Genomic DNA, 18,045 nt, shown 5'->3' with positions numbered 1-18,045 from the left:
CAAAAGAGGGGTTGTCAACGTCTGAGAACTCCCTATAATGCGCCTCCACTGACACGGAACAACGGCTTACAAGCCGCCGGGTTAGCGGGGTTCAGAGATGAACACCAACAGAGAAAAGTGAAAATAATCGCTTGACTCTGAATGAGGAAAACGTAATATACGGGACCTCGCAACGGTGAGCTGAAAGCCGCGTTGCAACTGCTCTTTAACAATTTATCAGACAATCTGTGTGGGCACTCAAAGTGACATGGATTCTTAATGTCTTCGGACACTAAATGAATACCAAGTCTCAACGAGTGAACACGTAATTCATTACGAAGTTTAATTCATTGAGCATCAAACTTTTAAATTGAAGAGTTTGATCATGGCTCAGATTGAACGCTGGCGGCAGGCCTAACACATGCAAGTCGAGCGGTAGCACAGAGAGCTTGCTCTCGGGTGACGAGCGGCGGACGGGTGAGTAATGTCTGGGAAACTGCCTGATGGAGGGGGATAACTACTGGAAACGGTAGCTAATACCGCATAATGTCGCAAGACCAAAGAGGGGGACCTTCGGGCCTCTTGCCATCAGATGTGCCCAGATGGGATTAGCTAGTAGGTGGGGTAACGGCTCACCTAGGCGACGATCCCTAGCTGGTCTGAGAGGATGACCAGCCACACTGGAACTGAGACACGGTCCAGACTCCTACGGGAGGCAGCAGTGGGGAATATTGCACAATGGGCGCAAGCCTGATGCAGCCATGCCGCGTGTATGAAGAAGGCCTTCGGGTTGTAAAGTACTTTCAGCGGGGAGGAAGGTGTTGAGGTTAATAACCTCAGCAATTGACGTTACCCGCAGAAGAAGCACCGGCTAACTCCGTGCCAGCAGCCGCGGTAATACGGAGGGTGCAAGCGTTAATCGGAATTACTGGGCGTAAAGCGCACGCAGGCGGTCTGTCAAGTCGGATGTGAAATCCCCGGGCTCAACCTGGGAACTGCATTCGAAACTGGCAGGCTAGAGTCTTGTAGAGGGGGGTAGAATTCCAGGTGTAGCGGTGAAATGCGTAGAGATCTGGAGGAATACCGGTGGCGAAGGCGGCCCCCTGGACAAAGACTGACGCTCAGGTGCGAAAGCGTGGGGAGCAAACAGGATTAGATACCCTGGTAGTCCACGCCGTAAACGATGTCGACTTGAGGTTGTGCCCTTGAGGCGTGGCTTCCGGAGCTAACGCGTTAAGTCGACCGCCTGGGGAGTACGGCCGCAAGGTTAAAACTCAAATGAATTGACGGGGGCCCGCACAAGCGGTGGAGCATGTGGTTTAATTCGATGCAACGCGAAGAACCTTACCTACTCTTGACATCCAGAGAACTTTCCAGAGATGGATTGGTGCCTTCGGGAACTCTGAGACAGGTGCTGCATGGCTGTCGTCAGCTCGTGTTGTGAAATGTTGGGTTAAGTCCCGCAACGAGCGCAACCCTTATCCTTTGTTGCCAGCGGTCCGGCCGGGAACTCAAAGGAGACTGCCAGTGATAAACTGGAGGAAGGTGGGGATGACGTCAAGTCATCATGGCCCTTACGAGTAGGGCTACACACGTGCTACAATGGCGCATACAAAGAGAAGCGACCTCGCGAGAGCAAGCGGACCTCATAAAGTGCGTCGTAGTCCGGATTGAGTCTGCAACTCGACTCCATGAAGTCGGAATCGCTAGTAATCGTAGATCAAAATGCTACGGTGAATACGTTCCCGGGCCTTGTACACACCGCCCGTCACACCATGGGAGTGGGTTGCAAAAGAAGTAGGTAGCTTAACCTTCGGGAGGGCGCTTACCACTTTGTGATTCATGACTGGGGTGAAGTCGTAACAAGGTAACCGTAGGGGAACCTGCGGTTGGATCACCTCCTTACCTTAAAGAACCTGCCTTTGTAGTGCTCACACAGATTGTCTGATGAAAAACAGCAGTAAAAATCTCTGCAGGCTTGTAGCTCAGGTGGTTAGAGCGCACCCCTGATAAGGGTGAGGTCGGTGGTTCAAGTCCACTCAGGCCTACCAAACTCCTTTTAAAGGATGAGCGGTACAGAGATTGCAAACGATGGGGCTATAGCTCAGCTGGGAGAGCGCCTGCTTTGCACGCAGGAGGTCTGCGGTTCGATCCCGCATAGCTCCACCATCCTTTACTGCGAACCCAAGAAAACTTCAGAGTGTACCTGAAAAGGTGCACTGCGAAGTTTTGCTCTTTAAAAATCTGGATCAAGCTGAAAATTGAAACGACACACAGCTAATGTGTGTTCGAGTCTCTCAAATTTTCGCAAGTCGATGGTGAATCGAAAGAAACATCTTCGGGTTGTGAGGTTAAGCGACTAAGCGTACACGGTGGATGCCCTGGCAGTCAGAGGCGATGAAGGACGTGCTAATCTGCGAAAAGCGCCGGCGAGGTGATATGAACCTTTGACCCGGCGATGTCCGAATGGGGAAACCCAGTGTGATTCGTCACACTATCGTTAACTGAATACATAGGTTAACGAGGCGAACCGGGGGAACTGAAACATCTAAGTACCCCGAGGAAAAGAAATCAACCGAGATTCCCCCAGTAGCGGCGAGCGAACGGGGAGCAGCCCAGAGTCTGAATCAGCTTGTGTGTTAGTGGAACGGTCTGGAAAGTCCGACGGTACAGGGTGATAGTCCCGTACACGAAAGCACACAGGTTGTGAACTCGAAGAGTAGGGCGGGACACGTGGTATCCTGTCTGAATATGGGGGGACCATCCTCCAAGGCTAAATACTCCTGACTGACCGATAGTGAACCAGTACCGTGAGGGAAAGGCGAAAAGAACCCCGGCGAGGGGAGTGAAAAAGAACCTGAAACCGTGTACGTACAAGCAGTGGGAGCACCTTCGTGGTGTGACTGCGTACCTTTTGTATAATGGGTCAGCGACTTATATTCTGTAGCAAGGTTAACCGTATAGGGGAGCCGAAGGGAAACCGAGTCTTAACTGGGCGTTAAGTTGCAGGGTATAGACCCGAAACCCGGTGATCTAGCCATGGGCAGGTTGAAGGTTGGGTAACACTAACTGGAGGACCGAACCGACTAATGTTGAAAAATTAGCGGATGACTTGTGGCTGGGGGTGAAAGGCCAATCAAACCGGGAGATAGCTGGTTCTCCCCGAAAGCTATTTAGGTAGCGCCTCGTGAACTCATCTTCGGGGTAGAGCACTGTTTCGGCTAGGGGGCCATCCCGGCTTACCAACCCGATGCAAACTACGAATACCGAAGAATGTTATCACGGGAGACACACGGCGGGTGCTAACGTCCGTCGTGAAGAGGGAAACAACCCAGACCGCCAGCTAAGGTCCCAAAGTCATGGTTAAGTGGGAAACGATGTGGGAAGGCACAGACAGCCAGGATGTTGGCTTAGAAGCAGCCATCATTTAAAGAAAGCGTAATAGCTCACTGGTCGAGTCGGCCTGCGCGGAAGATGTAACGGGGCTAAACCATGCACCGAAGCTGCGGCAGCGACGCTTATGCGTTGTTGGGTAGGGGAGCGTTCTGTAAGCCGTTGAAGGTGTCCTGTGAGGGATGCTGGAGGTATCAGAAGTGCGAATGCTGACATAAGTAACGATAATGCGGGTGAAAAGCCCGCACGCCGGAAGACCAAGGGTTCCTGTCCAACGTTAATCGGGGCAGGGTGAGTCGACCCCTAAGGCGAGGCCGAAAGGCGTAGTCGATGGGAAACAGGTTAATATTCCTGTACTTGGTGTTACTGCGAAGGGGGACGGAGATATGTTAGCCGGGCGACGGTTGTCCCGGTTTAAGCATGTAGGCGGAACGATTAGGTAAATCCGGTCGTTTATTAACGCTGAGGTGTGATGACGAGGCACTACGGTGCTGAAGTAACAAATGCCCTGCTTCCAGGAAAAGCCTCTAAGCATCAGGTAACATCAAATCGTACCCCAAACCGACACAGGTGGTCAGGTAGAGAATACCAAGGCGCTTGAGAGAACTCGGGTGAAGGAACTAGGCAAAATGGTGCCGTAACTTCGGGAGAAGGCACGCTGATATGTAGGTGAAGCCCCTGCGGGTGGAGCTGAAATCAGTCGAAGATACCAGCTGGCTGCAACTGTTTATTAAAAACACAGCACTGTGCAAACACGAAAGTGGACGTATACGGTGTGACGCCTGCCCGGTGCCGGAAGGTTAATTGATGGGGTTAGCGGTAACGCGAAGCTCTTGATCGAAGCCCCGGTAAACGGCGGCCGTAACTATAACGGTCCTAAGGTAGCGAAATTCCTTGTCGGGTAAGTTCCGACCTGCACGAATGGCGTAATGATGGCCAGGCTGTCTCCACCCGAGACTCAGTGAAATTGAACTCGCTGTGAAGATGCAGTGTACCCGCGGCAAGACGGAAAGACCCCGTGAACCTTTACTATAGCTTGACACTGAACACTGGTCCTTGATGTGTAGGATAGGTGGGAGGCTTTGAAGCGTGGACGCCAGTCTGCGTGGAGCCAACCTTGAAATACCACCCTTTAATGGCTGGTGTTCTAACGTAGACCCGTGATCCGGGTTGCGGACAGTGTCTGGTGGGTAGTTTGACTGGGGCGGTCTCCTCCCAAAGAGTAACGGAGGAGCACGAAGGTTAGCTAATCCTGGTCGGACATCAGGAGGTTAGTGCAATGGCATAAGCTAGCTTGACTGCGAGAGTGACGGCTCGAGCAGGTGCGAAAGCAGGTCATAGTGATCCGGTGGTTCTGAATGGAAGGGCCATCGCTCAACGGATAAAAGGTACTCCGGGGATAACAGGCTGATACCGCCCAAGAGTTCATATCGACGGCGGTGTTTGGCACCTCGATGTCGGCTCATCACATCCTGGGGCTGAAGTAGGTCCCAAGGGTATGGCTGTTCGCCATTTAAAGTGGTACGCGAGCTGGGTTTAGAACGTCGTGAGACAGTTCGGTCCCTATGCCGTGGGCGCTGGAGAATTGAGGGGGCTGCTCCTAGTACGAGAGGACCGGAGTGGACGCATCACTGGTGTTCGGGTTGTCATGCCAATGGCACTGCCCGGTAGCTAAATGCGGAAGAGATAAGTGCTGAAAGCATCTAAGCACGAAACTTGCCCCGAGATGAGTTCTCCCTGACTCCTTGAGAGTCCTGAAGGAACGTTGAAGACTACGACGTTGATAGGTCGGGTGTGTAAGCGCAGCGATGCGTTGAGCTAACCGATACTAATGAACCGTGAGGCTTAACCTTACAACGCCGAAGCTGTTTCGGCGAAGAGACAGACAATCAAATTTCAGCTCTGATACAGATTAACAGAATTTGCCTGGCGGCTTTAGCGCGGTGGTCCCACCTGACCCCATGCCGAACTCAGAAGTGAAACGCCGTAGCGCCGATGGTAGTGTGGGGTCTCCCCATGTGAGAGTAGGGAACTGCCAGGCATCAAATTAAGTAGTAAGCCGGTGCATAAATCCGGTGGTTACAGCAGTCTTCGGTGGAGCGGTAGTTCAGTCGGTTAGAATACCTGCCTGTCACGCAGGGGGTCGCGGGTTCGAGTCCCGTCCGTTCCGCCACTTATTAAGACATTAAGCCTGCCTTATTGGCAGGCTTAATGGCAAAAAACTTTAGGGGCGTAGCTCAGTTGGTAGAGCACCGGTCTCCAAAACCGGGTGTCGCGAGTTCGAGTCTCTCCGCCCCTGCCATATATAATCCTTTGCTCCGGCAAAGGATTTTTTTTGCCTGAAACACTGCAGAAAACTCTCTTCTTAATTTTCAGCCAGCATTCCTGCTGGCTGATGTATCAATCTATTACATTGATTTTTAATAGATCTTTTATCTGTGATTGTTTATCACTGTTTTGCAGCCAAATCGCATACAGCGGCCTGGTAAGCGTTGTGGAATCCAATACAGTGTGAAGCCCGGCTTTAGCATCAGCCCAGCGGACAGGTAACCAGGTGCAACCCTTCAGCAAGGAAAGTTGCTGGCAGGCGATCTCTGCAGAGCTGGTTGTTAACTGCGGAACATCATCAACTGCAATCAACCCCGTCTCGTGCTGCTGAAAATCAGGCCCCCACTCCAGTCGCAAATAGGTCAAGTCTGCCTTCATCATTGAAGGTTCAGAAGCATAAAGCGCCAGGCCAAACTGACCCACAATCTGGCTGCTAAATTCGTCCATCTTGGGGGCTTCGGTTGTGATCAGAAGATCAAGCTGGCGTTCATGAAGTTGCTTAACCAGCGACTGCCGTTGTGCAATCCTGGCTTCAAATTGCAAATGCCCATGAGAATGATATAGCCGGGTAAGCCATTGACTTAGCATGCATTCCCACAGTGACGCACTGGCCCCTATTGAAAACTCATTATGCCTGGAAGTATGTGCAACCTCTTTGCGGGCAGCCTGCCAGGTATTCATCAGCGTTTCTGCGTACGGGAGCAGTTTCTCTCCGGCAGGGGTTAAACGTATGTTGTTGCGATGGCGGGTAAAAAGATTCACGCCCAGTTGGTTTTCCAGCTGTCGAATACGAAAACTGACTGCTGACTGCGTAAGGTAAAGGGCTTCAGCTGCTCGCCCAAAGTGGCGCGTTCTGCTCACTTCAAGGAAAGTTTTTAGCAATTCCGTATCCACATCTTTCTCCGCAAAATTATTTGTCGTTATGATTTAAATGTTTTGTTTTACACTCTGTCAAGCGTAACTAATACTCCGCGCCATAAATAGCTCGGCCAAAGAATTAGGAGCGTGTAGGATGGCGGAAAGCTTTACGACGACTAATCGTTTTTTCGACAATAAACATTATCCGCGCGGGTTCTCTCGTCACGGCGATTTCACCATCAAAGAAGCTCAACTGCTTGAGCGCCATGGTTATGCCTTTAACGAGCTGGATCTGGGTAAGCGTGAACCTGCAACTGAAGACGAAAAACAGTTTGTTTCTGTTTGCCGTGGCGAGCGTGAGCCGCAGTCTGAAGCGGAACGTGTATGGATCAAGTACATGGCGCGCATTAAGCGTCCAAAGCGCTTCCATACGCTGTCTGGCGGTAAGCCGCAGATGGAAGGTGCAGAAGACTACACCGAGTCTGACGACTAATAAAAAAGGGGCTACGGCCCCTTTTTTACGCCAGTAACTTTTGCAGGTGCAAAAGCAGACGATCGATTGCACGATAGCTCAACGCTTCCTGCAGATGTTGTCTCTCAATTTCATTACACCTTTCCACATCGGCGATAGTTCGGGCGACTTTTAAGAGACGCTGCCACGCACGAATTGAGAGCCCAAATCGCGTCAATGTTTCTTCCAGCCAGTTTGCATCCTCAGCCTTTAGCTGGCAAAACTGCCGAATCTCAGCATTATCCAGACGGGCATTCAGTTTATTTTGACGTATATACTGTTGGGCCTGAGCGGCGATAACCCGCTCGCGAACCTCTACCGTGCTCTCCCCTCTGACGCTACTCTGGCTGAGCAGGCCAGGGGGAGGCAAAGGGATCTCAAGGGATAAATCGAAACGATCCAGAAAAGGGCCAGAGAGTTTCCCCAGATATCGCAGCGTCTGCTCAGGCGTACAGCGATTATGATTACCCTGATAATGTCCTGACGGGCTGGGGTTCATTGCTGCAACCAGCTGGAACTGCGCGGGGTAGCTTATTTTGGCACGTGTACGGGAGATATGAATTTCACCCGATTCGATAGGCTCCCTCAGAGCATCCAGCACTCGCCTTTCAAACTCAGGCAGCTCATCAAGAAACAGAATGCCATTGTGGGCCAGTGAGATCTCTCCCGGCCCCGGTATAGAACCTCCCCCTACCATGGCTGTTAGTGAGGCACTGTGATGCGGAGAGCGGAAGGGGCGACGTCGCCACTGTTTTTGTAACGACACAGAACTCACCAGGCTAAATATCGCAGCGCTTTCAAGTGCCTCATGGTTATTGAGTGGGGGAAGCAGACCATTCAATCTGCTCGCCAGCATCGTTTTCCCTGTACCCGGCGGACCAATCAACAGCAGGTTATGCCCTCCGGCAGCGGTAATCTCCAGTGCCCGTTTCCCCTGCTCCTGACCGATAATATCACTGAGATCGTCCAGGCTTTCAGGTAGGAGATCCCCTGTTTCTTCAGGCTCTGCTAACTCATGTCGCCCCTCAAGATATGCACAGACCTCCTGCAAGTGCCCTGCTATCAGGCATCCTTTTTCGGCTATCAGGCTCACCTCGGAACCATTTTCATTGGCAACAATGATTTGTCGACCAGCACGAATGGCTTCCAGTGCACCTGAGATTGCACCAGGAACGCCCCTCAATGCACCTGTAAGCGCCAGTTCACCGATGAACTCATACGACCCTAACCTGGACGCATTAAGCTGTTCAGAGGCCGCGAGAAGCGCTATAGCGATAGGTAAATCATATCGACCTCCCTCTTTGGGTAGGTCCGCAGGCGCCAGGTTGATAGTGATCTTCTTTGCGGGGAAGGTATAACCGCTATTGATGATTGCGCTGCGTACCCGATCTCTGGCTTCTTTCACCGTTGTTTCCGGCAAGCCGACGAGCGTTAATCCGGGAAGCCCATTGCTCAGATGGACCTCTACGGAAATCAGCGGTGCTTTGACTCCAATAGCCGCACGCGTATAAACAACTGACAGTGACATAAGCACCTCCTTGAGGGCCGACTATGCCAGTATCTCGATCACACCTTTAGTGTCAGTTCTGTGTTTTACGACGCTTGTTCCAGGCTTTTGGCGACAAAATGCAACCATTACGTCTTGGCGGAAGCCTTCTCGCAGAAAAAGAGCGGTTCGTTTTGATGACCTGAGTACGCTTGAAATTATGAAAAATATTCACACTCTGTTTTTCTCATATAAAACAATGATTTTTCGGAATATGATTTGTGTGCTAATCAAAATGGTCATAAATAAATCTTGTGTTTGATTTAAAAACTGTGATAACTCTTTAGGTATTCCTTCGAACAAGATGCAAAAAGAACTGAAAATGACAGCCCTTCTACGAGTGATTAGCCTGGTCGTGATTAGCGTGGTGGTGATTATTATCCCACCGTGCGGGGCTGCACTTGGACGAGGAAAGGCTTAGAAATCAAGCCTTAACGAACTAAGACCCCTGCACCGAAAGGTCCGGGGGTTTTTTTATGACTAAAAAACTTAAGCGAGGAGCAGAGAATGAACACTAGCACAAAATTCTGTTTCTCCCGATTTATGACGGGGAACTAACTATGAATGGGGCACAGTGGGTAGTACATGCGTTGCGCGCGCAGGGAGTCGAGACAGTATTCGGTTATCCGGGTGGCGCAATTATGCCGATTTACGATGCATTGTATGACGGCGGCGTGGAACACCTGTTGTGCCGACACGAGCAGGGCGCAGCAATGGCAGCCATTGGTTATGCGCGGGCTACCGGCAAAACTGGGGTTTGCATGGCAACCTCAGGACCGGGTGCAACCAACCTGATCACCGGTCTGGCTGATGCACTGCTCGACTCTGTTCCTGTCGTGGCAATCACTGGTCAGGTCGCTTCTCCGTTTATCGGTACCGATGCCTTCCAGGAAGTGGATGTACTTGGTTTATCGCTGGCTTGCACCAAACACAGTTTCCTCGTCCAGTCTCTGGAAGAGTTGCCGCGTGTGATGGCTGAAGCATTTGCTGTTGCCAGTTCTGGCCGTCCTGGCCCGGTTCTTGTGGATATCCCCAAAGATATCCAGGTGGCTCTCGGCGATCTGGAACCGCACTTCTCCACCGTTGAAAGCGACGATGTGTTTCCACATGAGGACGTTGCAGAGGCGCGCCAGATGCTGGCGCAGGCAAAACAGCCGATGCTGTACGTCGGCGGTGGCGTAGGCATGGCACAGGCCGTTCCAGCCCTGCGCGAATTTATCGCAACAACGCAGATGCCAGCGACCTGCACGCTGAAAGGTCTGGGCGCGGTAGATGCTGACTATCCGTACTACCTCGGTATGCTGGGGATGCACGGCACCAAAGCCGCAAACCTGGCGGTGCAGGAGTGCGATCTGCTCATCGCCGTAGGGGCACGTTTCGATGACCGCGTCACCGGCAAGCTGAACACCTTCGCGCCGAATGCCAAAGTTATCCATATGGATATCGACCCGGCGGAGATGAACAAGCTGCGTCAGGCGCATGTCGCCTTGCAGGGCGATCTCAATGCGCTGTTACCGGCATTACAGCAGCCGCTGGACATTAACGCATGGCGTCAGCACACCGCCGATATGCGCGCTGAGCATGCCTGGCGTTACGACCACCCCGGTGAGGCCATCTACGCACCGCTGCTGTTGAAACAGTTGTCCGATCGTAAACCCGCAGACAGCGTCGTTACCACCGACGTGGGCCAGCATCAGATGTGGTCAGCCCAGCACATGACCTACACTCGCCCGGAAAATTTCATCACTTCCAGCGGGTTAGGGACGATGGGCTTCGGTTTGCCAGCAGCAGTGGGCGCGCAGGTTGCCCGACCGAACGATACCGTTATCTGTATCTCCGGTGATGGCTCCTTCATGATGAATGTTCAGGAGCTGGGCACCGTGAAGCGTAAGCAGTTGCCGCTGAAAATCGTGTTACTCGATAACCAGCGTTTAGGGATGGTTCGTCAGTGGCAACAGTTGTTCTTCCAGGAGCGTTACAGCGAAACCACCCTGACCGATAACCCCGATTTCCTCACTCTGGCCAGCGCCTTTGGCATCCCTGGCCAGCACATTACCCGTAAAGACCAGGTTGAAGCAGCACTCGACACCATGCTGTCAAGCGAAGGGCCTTACCTGCTTCATGTCTCAATCGACGAGCTTGAGAATGTCTGGCCGTTGGTACCGCCAGGTGCCAGTAACTCACAAATGCTGGAGAAATTATCATGATGCAACATCAGGTCGCCGTGCAGGCTCGCTTCAATCCAGAAACCTTAGAACGCGTTTTGCGTGTGGTCCGTCATCGTGGTTTTCAGATTTGCTCTATGAATATGGAGACGGCCACTGATGCGCAAAATATCAGTATCGAATTAACCGTTGCCAGTCCGCGCCCGGTCGACTTACTGTTTAGTCAGTTATCAAAGCTGGTAGACGTTGCCCATGTAGCCATCTGCCAGAGCACAACCACATCACAACAAATCCGCGCTTAAGCGTGACAGGACGAAAAAATGACGACAAAAAAAGCTGATTACATTTGGTTCAACGGTGAGATGGTTCGCTGGGAGGACGCGAAGGTTCACGTGATGTCCCACGCGCTGCACTACGGTACGTCTGTGTTTGAAGGCATCCGTTGCTATGACTCTCACAAAGGGCCAGTGGTGTTCCGTCATCGTGAACATATGCAGCGTCTGCATGACTCAGCCAAAATTTATCGTTTCCCGGTTTCCCAGAGCGTTGATGAGCTGATGGAAGCCTGCCGTGACGTGATCCGTAAAAACAACCTGACCAGCGCGTATATTCGTCCGCTGGTGTTTGTGGGTGATGTGGGCATGGGCGTTAACCCACCAGCAGGCTATACCACCGATGTGATCATTGCCGCGTTCCCATGGGGTGCTTACCTGGGAGCGGAGGCCCTGGAGCAGGGGATCGACGCAATGGTCTCTTCCTGGAACCGCGTTGCGCCGAACACCATCCCGACCGCGGCTAAAGCGGGCGGTAACTACCTCTCCTCACTGCTGGTCGGTAGCGAAGCGCGCCGTCACGGCTATCAGGAAGGTATTGCCCTTGACGTGAATGGCTACATCTCAGAAGGTGCGGGCGAAAACTTGTTTGAAGTAAAAGATGGCATTCTGTTCACGCCACCATTTACCTCGTCCGCGCTGCCGGGCATCACCCGTGACGCCATCATCAAGCTGGCGAAAGATCTGGGTATCGAAATGCGCGAGCAGGTACTGTCCCGCGAATCTCTCTACCTGGCGGATGAAGTCTTTATGTCCGGTACTGCGGCTGAAATTACGCCGGTACGCAGCGTAGACGGTATCCAGGTGGGCGAAGGCCGCTGCGGCCCGGTCACCAAACGTATTCAGCAAGCCTTCTTTGGCCTCTTCACCGGTGAAACAGAAGATAAATACGGCTGGTTGGATCAGGTTAATCACTAAGTATAAATATGGGACGGCACGCACCGTCCCATTTAAATAGTCAGACGGGAGTAAATAAAGCATGCCTAAGTATCGTTCAGCCACCACCACCCACGGCCGTAACATGGCGGGTGCTCGCGCACTGTGGCGCGCCACCGGAATGACCGACGCCGATTTCGGCAAGCCAATTATCGCCGTGGTGAACTCCTTTACCCAGTTTGTGCCTGGTCACGTGCACCTGCGCGATCTCGGTAAACTGGTTGCCGAGCAAATCGAAGCCGCTGGCGGTGTGGCGAAAGAGTTCAACACCATTGCGGTGGATGACGGTATTGCGATGGGTCACGGGGGCATGCTCTATTCACTGCCATCTCGCGAACTGATCGCCGACTCAGTGGAATACATGGTTAACGCCCACTGCGCGGATGCGATGGTCTGTATCTCCAACTGTGACAAAATCACCCCAGGGATGCTGATGGCTTCCCTGCGTCTGAACATTCCGGTGATCTTCGTCTCCGGCGGCCCTATGGAAGCTGGAAAAACCAAGCTTTCCGACAAAATCATCAAGCTCGACCTGGTTGATGCGATGATTCAGGGCGCGGACCCGAAAGTCTCTGATGAGCAGAGTGAGCAGGTGGAACGCTCCGCGTGCCCGACCTGCGGCTCCTGCTCCGGGATGTTCACCGCCAACTCCATGAACTGCCTGACCGAAGCGCTCGGCCTGTCGCAGCCGGGCAACGGCTCGCTGCTGGCGACCCACGCCGATCGTAAACAGTTGTTCCTCAACGCCGGTAAACGCATTGTTGAGCTGACGAAACGCTACTACGAGCAGGACGACGCCAGCGCGCTGCCGCGAAATATCGCCAGCAAAGCGGCGTTCGAAAACGCTATGACGCTGGATATCGCCATGGGCGGTTCCACCAACACTGTGCTGCACCTGCTGGCCGCCGCGCAGGAAGCCGAAATCGACTTCACCATGAGCGACATCGACAAGCTGTCCCGCAAAGTGCCTCAGCTGTGTAAAGTCGCGCCGAGTACCCAGAAGTACCACATGGAAGACGTGCACCGTGCCGGTGGCGTAATCGGTATTTTGGGCGAGCTGGACCGCGCCGGGCTGCTGAACCGTGACGTGAAAAACGTGCTTGGCCTGTCGCTGCCGGAGTCGCTGGACCAGTACGACGTGATGCTGACCAAAGACGACGCGGTGAAAAAGATGTTCCGCGCGGGTCCAGCGGGTATTCGCACCACCCAGGCGTTCTCGCAGGACTGCCGCTGGGACACCCTGGATGACGATCGCGCCGAAGGCTGCATCCGCTCGCTGGAACACGCCTACAGCAAAGACGGTGGTCTGGCCGTGCTGTACGGTAACTTTGCGGAAAACGGCTGCATCGTGAAAACCGCAGGCGTGGACGACAGCATCCTGAAATTCACCGGCCCGGCAAAAGTGTATGAAAGCCAGGACGAGGCGGTAGAGGCGATTCTCGGTGGCAAAGTGGTGGAAGGTGATGTGGTGGTGATCCGCTACGAAGGTCCGAAAGGCGGGCCGGGTATGCAGGAGATGCTTTACCCAACCACCTTCCTGAAATCCATGGGACTCGGTAAAGCTTGCGCACTGATCACTGATGGTCGATTCTCTGGCGGTACGTCCGGCTTGTCCATCGGCCACGTTTCCCCTGAAGCAGCGAGTGGCGGCAACATCGCCATTATCGAAGATGGCGACCTGATCGAAATCGATATTCCAAATCGCGGTATCCAGCTGAAGCTCAGCGACCAGGAAATTGCGGCTCGTCGTGAGGCGCAAGAAGCGCGCGGCGACAAAGCCTGGACGCCGAAAGATCGTCAGCGTGAAGTCTCCTTCGCCCTGCGTGCTTACGCGAGCCTTGCCACCAGTGCAGATAAAGGCGCGGTGCGCGATAAATCGAAACTTGGGGGCTAATGATGGCCGAATCACAACCCTTATCTGCCGCCCCTGAGGGGGCGGAATATTTAAGAGCGGTGCTACGCGCGCCGGTCTATGAAGCGGTGCAGGTCACCCCGCTGCAGAAAATGGAAAAACTCTCTTCGCGCCTTGATAACGTGATCCTGGTGAAGCGCGAAGACCGTCAGCCAGTACACAGTTTTAAGCTGCGCGGGGCCTACGCGATGATGGCCGGGTTAACCGACGAGCAAAAAGCACGCGGCGTAATTACCGCCTCTGCAGGTAACCACGCTCAGGGCGTCGCATTCTCCTCTGCTCGCTTAGGGTTGAAAGCGCTGATCGTGATGCCGGTCGCTACCGCAGACATCAAAGTCGATGCGGTGCGAGGTTTTGGCGGTGAAGTGCTGCTCCACGGGGCTAACTTCGACGAAGCAAAAGCCAAAGCGATTGAGCTGGCGCAGCAGCAGGGGTTCACCTGGGTGCCGCCGTTCGATCACCCGATGGTGATTGCCGGGCAGGGCACGCTGGCGCTGGAGCTGCTGCAACAGGATGCCCATCTTGACCGCGTGTTTGTACCGGTCGGCGGCGGCGGCCTGGCTGCGGGCGTGGCGGTGCTGATCAAACAGCTGATGCCGCAGATCAAAGTCATCGCCGTTGAAGCGGAAGATTCTGCCTGCCTGAAAGCGGCGCTGGATGCCGGTCATCCGGTAGACCTGCCGCGCGTCGGGCTGTTTGCCGAGGGCGTGGCGGTGAAGCGCATTGGGGATGAAACCTTCCGCCTGTGCCAGGAGTATCTTGACGATATTGTCACGGTTGATAGCGACGCGATCTGCGCGGCGATGAAAGATCTGTTCGAGGATGTTCGCGCGGTGGCGGAACCGTCCGGCGCGCTGGCGCTGGCGGGGATGAAAAAATACATCGCTCAGCACAACATTCGCGGCGAACGCCTGGCGCATGTGCTCTCCGGTGCTAACGTTAATTTCCACGGTCTGCGCTATGTTTCAGAGCGCTGCGAGCTGGGTGAACAGCGAGAAGCACTGTTGGCGGTGACCATCCCGGAAGAGAAGGGCAGCTTCCTGAAATTCTGCCAGCTACTCGGCGGCCGCTCAGTGACGGAATTTAACTACCGTTTTGCTGACGCCAAAGATGCGTGCATTTTTGTCGGTGTGCGCCTGAGTCGCGGTCTGGAAGAACGCAAAGAGATCCTCAATCTGCTGCATGAGGGCGGCTATAGCGTTGTTGATCTCTCTGACGACGAGATGGCGAAGCTGCACGTGCGCTACATGGTGGGCGGACGTCCATCGAAACCGCTCAAGGAACGTCTGTTCAGCTTTGAGTTTCCGGAATCTCCGGGCGCACTGCTTAAGTTCCTGCATACGCTGGGTACGCACTGGAACATCTCTTTGTTCCACTACCGCAGCCACGGCACGGACTATGGTCGCGTGCTGGCAGCGTTTGAACTGGGCGAACATGAGCCTGATTTCGAAACGCGGCTGAACGAACTGGGCTATGACTGTCACGATGAGACGCATAACCCGGCGTTCAGGTTCTTCCTCGCGGGTTAATGGTTTGGCAGGATCTGCCAGAACGCATCAATAAGCGGCTCATGCAGCCGCTTTTTTTGTGCACACACGCCAAGCTCAAACGGTGTTTTCTCGTCGCTGCGTTCCAGAATCATCACGCGGTTACGTACCGGCTCCGGGCTGTTTTCCAGCACCACTTCCGGCAGCAGCGCCACGCCGCAGCCGAGCGCCACCATTGAGACCATCGCCTCATGTCCACCGACTGTTGCGTAAATCGACGGATTGCTGATCTTCTGGCGGCGGAACCAGAGCTCAATACGGCGGCGTACCGGTCCCTGATCGGCCATGATAAACGGCACCGTTGACCAGTCCGGTTTCTCCACCGATACCTGATTACGCACCGGGCAGGGCAGTGCCGGGGCAATCAGCACTACCGCCAGGTTCTCCAGCATTGAAAATGCCACCGCACCCGGCAAGGTTTCGGGTTTCCCGGCAATGGCGAGATCCGCTTCGCCAGTCACCACTTTTTCCATTGCATCGGCGGCGTCGCCGGTGGTGAGCTTAATTTCAACCGACGGATGCGCCGCGCGGAAGCGGTCGAGAATGGGCGGCAGATGGCTATAGGCGGCGGTCACGGAGCAGAAAATATGCAGCTCACCGGAAAGTGACGGCCCCTGCTGGTCAATCGAGTGCCGCAGCTGCTGGTACTGCAACAGCGTCTGCTGGGCAAAAATGCGCAGTTCTTCACCCGCTTCCGTGAGGGTAACGGTACGGTTATCACGCACAAACAGCGGCTGGCCGAGATCTTCCTCAAGGCGCTGGATTTGCCGCGAAAGCGTAGAGGGGCTGACGTGCATCGCCCGGGCGCTGCGGCCAAAGTGGCGGCTTTCCGCAAGATGCAGGAACATTTTCAGATCGCGTAAATCCACTGATGTCACTCCCCTTTTTTACATTGCAGATATTGCAACGTGACGTTGTGAATATATCAATTTCCGCAATGAATTTCCTGTTGTAATGTGGGTACATTCTCGCTGAACAGCGAACCGAACAATAAGACACACAACATCACGAGGTATCACCCATGGCTAACTACTTTAATACACTGAACTTGCGCCAGCAGCTGGCGCAGCTGGGCAAATGCCGCTTCATGGCGCGCGACGAATTTGCCGATGGCGCGAGCTACCTTCAGGGTAAAAAAGTGGTCATCGTCGGCTGTGGCGCACAGGGTCTGAACCAGGGCCTGAACATGCGTGACTCCGGTCTGGATATCTCCTACGCCCTGCGTAAAGAAGCGATTGCCGAGAAGCGTGCTTCCTGGCGTAAAGCGACCGAAAACGGCTTTAAAGTGGGTACCTACGAAGAGCTGATCCCGCAGGCGGATTTGGTGGTTAACCTGACGCCAGACAAACAGCACTCTGACGTTGTGCGTTCCGTACAGCCGCTGATGAAAGATGGCGCGGCGCTGGGTTATTCCCACGGTTTCAACATCGTTGAAGTGGGCGAGCAGATCCGTAAAGACATCACCGTTGTGATGGTGGCTCCGAAGTGCCCAGGTACGGAAGTCCGTGAAGAGTACAAACGTGGCTTCGGCGTGCCAACCCTGATCGCGGTTCACCCGGAAAACGATCCAAAAGGCGAAGGTATGGCGATTGCCAAAGCATGGGCTGCCGCAACCGGTGGTCACCGTGCGGGCGTGCTGGAATCTTCCTTCGTTGCAGAAGTGAAATCTGACCTGATGGGTGAGCAGACCATTCTGTGCGGCATGTTGCAGGCTGGCTCTCTGCTGTGCTTCGACAAGCTGGTGGAAGAGGGTACTGACCCTGCATACGCTGAAAAACTGATTCAATTCGGCTGGGAAACCATCACTGAAGCCCTGAAGCAGGGCGGTATTACGCTGATGATGGACCGTCTGTCTAACCCGGCGAAACTGCGTGCTTACGCATTGTCTGAACAGCTGAAAACCATCATGGCACCGCTGTTCCAGAAACATATGGACGACATCATCTCCGGTGAGTTCTCTTCCGGCATGATGGCTGACTGGGCGAATGACGATAAGAAACTGCTGACCTGGCGTGAAGAGACCGGTAAAACCGCGTTTGAAACCGCGCCACAGTATGAAGGTAAAATCGGCGAGCAGGAGTACTTCGATAAAGGCGTACTGATGATTGCCATGGTGAAAGCAGGCGTTGAGCTGGCGTTCGAAACCATGGTGGATTCCGGCATCATCGAAGAGTCTGCGTACTACGAATCACTGCACGAGCTGCCGCTGATTGCGAACACCATCGCCCGTAAGCGTCTGTACGAAATGAACGTGGTGATCTCTGATACCGCTGAGTATGGTAACTACCTGTTCTCTTACGCTTGCGTACCGCTGCTGAAAGAGTTCATGACTACGTTGCAGACAGGCGATCTGGGTAAAGCGATTGCAGAAGGTGCCGTGGATAACGCGCAGTTGCGCGATGTGAACGAAGCGATTCGCAGCCATCAGATCGAGAAAGTGGGTCATAAACTGCGTGGCTACATGACTGATATGAAACGTATCGCGGTAGCGGGTTAACAACCTTGTCGGGTGGCGCTTCGCTTACCCGACTTACAAAA

The 18,045-nt window shown here is 53.9% G+C and carries 12 protein-coding genes, 4 tRNA genes and 3 rRNA genes; 16 read left to right on the top strand and 3 right to left on the bottom strand.

The window, feature by feature from the left end; translation table 11 throughout:
- Window positions 1–346 precede the first annotated feature (346 nt).
- The 7 genes from ACLHV8_RS21530 to ACLHV8_RS21500 all read left to right on the top strand — a co-directional run bounded on the left by ACLHV8_RS21530 (window position 347) and on the right by ACLHV8_RS21500 (window position 5,674).
- Window positions 347–1,884, top strand: a 16S ribosomal RNA gene (locus tag ACLHV8_RS21530).
- 69 nt (window positions 1,885–1,953) lie between these two features.
- Window positions 1,954–2,030 (top strand) — tRNA-Ile (locus tag ACLHV8_RS21525).
- 42 nt (window positions 2,031–2,072) lie between these two features.
- A tRNA-Ala gene (locus ACLHV8_RS21520) sits at window positions 2,073–2,148 on the top strand.
- Window positions 2,149–2,328: 180 nt separating this feature from the next.
- A 23S ribosomal RNA gene (locus ACLHV8_RS21515) occupies window positions 2,329–5,225 on the top strand.
- A 72-nt stretch (window positions 5,226–5,297) separates the two neighbouring features.
- Window positions 5,298–5,413 (top strand): 5S ribosomal RNA (gene rrf, locus ACLHV8_RS21510).
- The 16S, 23S and 5S rRNA genes sit together here with 4 tRNA genes alongside, the layout of an rRNA operon.
- Window positions 5,414–5,468: 55 nt before the next feature.
- Window positions 5,469–5,545 (top strand) — tRNA-Asp (locus ACLHV8_RS21505).
- A gap of 53 nt (window positions 5,546–5,598) precedes the next feature.
- Window positions 5,599–5,674 (top strand) — tRNA-Trp (locus ACLHV8_RS21500).
- A 98-nt stretch (window positions 5,675–5,772) separates the two neighbouring features.
- Here the strand turns inward: ACLHV8_RS21500 and hdfR are convergent.
- A complete protein-coding gene (gene hdfR, locus ACLHV8_RS21495) occupies window positions 5,773–6,594 on the bottom strand; it encodes an HTH-type transcriptional regulator HdfR (protein WP_129325071.1) in 822 nt (273 codons plus the stop codon).
- 118 nt (window positions 6,595–6,712) lie between these two features.
- On the opposite strand from hdfR, the gene ACLHV8_RS21490 reads away from it, so the two are divergent.
- Window positions 6,713–7,051 carry a DUF413 domain-containing protein gene (locus ACLHV8_RS21490; RefSeq protein WP_008501577.1) on the top strand — a complete coding sequence of 113 codons (339 nt, stop codon included), beginning with the start codon at window positions 6,713–6,715 and terminating at the stop codon, window positions 7,049–7,051.
- Between the two features lie 25 nt (window positions 7,052–7,076).
- Here ACLHV8_RS21490 and ACLHV8_RS21485 read toward each other — a convergent pair whose 3' ends face one another.
- Window positions 7,077–8,597: a YifB family Mg chelatase-like AAA ATPase gene (locus ACLHV8_RS21485; protein ID WP_208594835.1), complete on the bottom strand. Its 1,521-nt coding sequence runs from the start codon at window positions 8,595–8,597 to the stop codon at window positions 7,077–7,079.
- A gap of 340 nt (window positions 8,598–8,937) precedes the next feature.
- Between ACLHV8_RS21485 and ilvL the strand changes: the two genes are divergently transcribed.
- From ilvL to ilvA, 7 genes are all read left to right on the top strand, one after another.
- On the top strand, window positions 8,938–9,036 hold the full coding sequence (gene ilvL, locus ACLHV8_RS21480) for an ilv operon leader peptide (RefSeq protein WP_001311244.1): 99 nt from the start codon (window positions 8,938–8,940) through the stop codon (window positions 9,034–9,036).
- 86 nt (window positions 9,037–9,122) lie between these two features.
- Window positions 9,123–9,173, top strand: a complete 51-nt coding sequence (gene ilvX / locus ACLHV8_RS21475) for a peptide IlvX (RefSeq protein WP_108091188.1) — start codon at window positions 9,123–9,125, stop codon at window positions 9,171–9,173.
- A 2-nt stretch (window positions 9,174–9,175) separates the two neighbouring features.
- A complete protein-coding gene (gene ilvG, locus ACLHV8_RS21470) occupies window positions 9,176–10,822 on the top strand; it encodes an acetolactate synthase 2 catalytic subunit (RefSeq protein WP_208594834.1) in 1,647 nt (548 codons plus the stop codon).
- Window positions 10,819–11,082: an acetolactate synthase 2 small subunit gene (gene ilvM, locus ACLHV8_RS21465; RefSeq protein WP_003860184.1), complete on the top strand. Its 264-nt coding sequence runs from the start codon at window positions 10,819–10,821 to the stop codon at window positions 11,080–11,082. The genes ilvG and ilvM overlap by 4 nt, the downstream gene beginning before the upstream one ends.
- 18 nt (window positions 11,083–11,100) lie before the next feature.
- Window positions 11,101–12,030 (top strand): branched-chain-amino-acid transaminase, encoded by a 930-nt coding sequence (gene ilvE, locus ACLHV8_RS21460; RefSeq protein ID WP_208594833.1) that lies wholly within the window; start codon window positions 11,101–11,103, stop codon window positions 12,028–12,030.
- Between the two features lie 61 nt (window positions 12,031–12,091).
- Entirely contained in the window at window positions 12,092–13,942 is a 1,851-nt protein-coding gene (gene ilvD / locus ACLHV8_RS21455; protein WP_208594832.1) for a dihydroxy-acid dehydratase, read from the top strand.
- A gap of 2 nt (window positions 13,943–13,944) precedes the next feature.
- On the top strand, window positions 13,945–15,489 hold the full coding sequence (gene ilvA / locus ACLHV8_RS21450) for a threonine ammonia-lyase, biosynthetic (RefSeq protein WP_108091187.1): 1,545 nt from the start codon (window positions 13,945–13,947) through the stop codon (window positions 15,487–15,489).
- Here ilvA and ilvY read toward each other — a convergent pair.
- Window positions 15,486–16,376, bottom strand: coding sequence for an HTH-type transcriptional activator IlvY (gene ilvY, locus ACLHV8_RS21445; protein ID WP_028018214.1), 891 nt, complete (start codon window positions 16,374–16,376; stop codon window positions 15,486–15,488). The two genes, ilvA and ilvY, sit on opposite strands and share 4 nt — an antisense overlap.
- A 152-nt stretch (window positions 16,377–16,528) precedes the next feature.
- On the opposite strand from ilvY, the gene ilvC reads away from it, so the two are divergent.
- The gene (ilvC, locus tag ACLHV8_RS21440) at window positions 16,529–18,004 is read left to right on the top strand and encodes a ketol-acid reductoisomerase (protein ID WP_021242831.1); all 1,476 of its coding nucleotides are present in this window, start codon (window positions 16,529–16,531) and stop codon (window positions 18,002–18,004) included.
- Window positions 18,005–18,045: the final 41 nt, after the last annotated feature.

The sequence above is a fragment of the Enterobacter sp. CPE_E863 genome (assembly GCF_046521465.1).
GTDB lineage: Bacteria > Pseudomonadota > Gammaproteobacteria > Enterobacterales > Enterobacteriaceae > Enterobacter > Enterobacter adelaidei.
The sequence above is the reverse complement of the archived record's forward strand: the minus strand, read 5'-3'. Positions and strand labels throughout refer to the sequence as shown.

Excerpts from the sequence above, each read along its gene's own strand:
- ACLHV8_RS21490 (WP_008501577.1), top strand. The coding sequence starts at position 6,713 with ATGGCGGAAAGCTTTACGACGACTAATCGTTTTTTCGACAATAAACAT.
- ACLHV8_RS21485 (WP_208594835.1), bottom strand. The coding sequence starts at position 8,597 with ATGTCACTGTCAGTTGTTTATACGCGTGCGGCTATTGGAGTCAAAGCA.
- ilvL (WP_001311244.1), top strand. The coding sequence starts at position 8,938 with ATGACAGCCCTTCTACGAGTGATTAGCCTGGTCGTGATTAGCGTGGTG.
- ilvG (WP_208594834.1), top strand. The coding sequence starts at position 9,176 with ATGAATGGGGCACAGTGGGTAGTACATGCGTTGCGCGCGCAGGGAGTC.
- ilvM (WP_003860184.1), top strand. The coding sequence starts at position 10,819 with ATGATGCAACATCAGGTCGCCGTGCAGGCTCGCTTCAATCCAGAAACC.
- ilvE (WP_208594833.1), top strand. The coding sequence starts at position 11,101 with ATGACGACAAAAAAAGCTGATTACATTTGGTTCAACGGTGAGATGGTT.
- ilvD (WP_208594832.1), top strand. The coding sequence starts at position 12,092 with ATGCCTAAGTATCGTTCAGCCACCACCACCCACGGCCGTAACATGGCG.
- ilvA (WP_108091187.1), top strand. The coding sequence starts at position 13,945 with ATGGCCGAATCACAACCCTTATCTGCCGCCCCTGAGGGGGCGGAATAT.
- ilvC (WP_021242831.1), top strand. The coding sequence starts at position 16,529 with ATGGCTAACTACTTTAATACACTGAACTTGCGCCAGCAGCTGGCGCAG.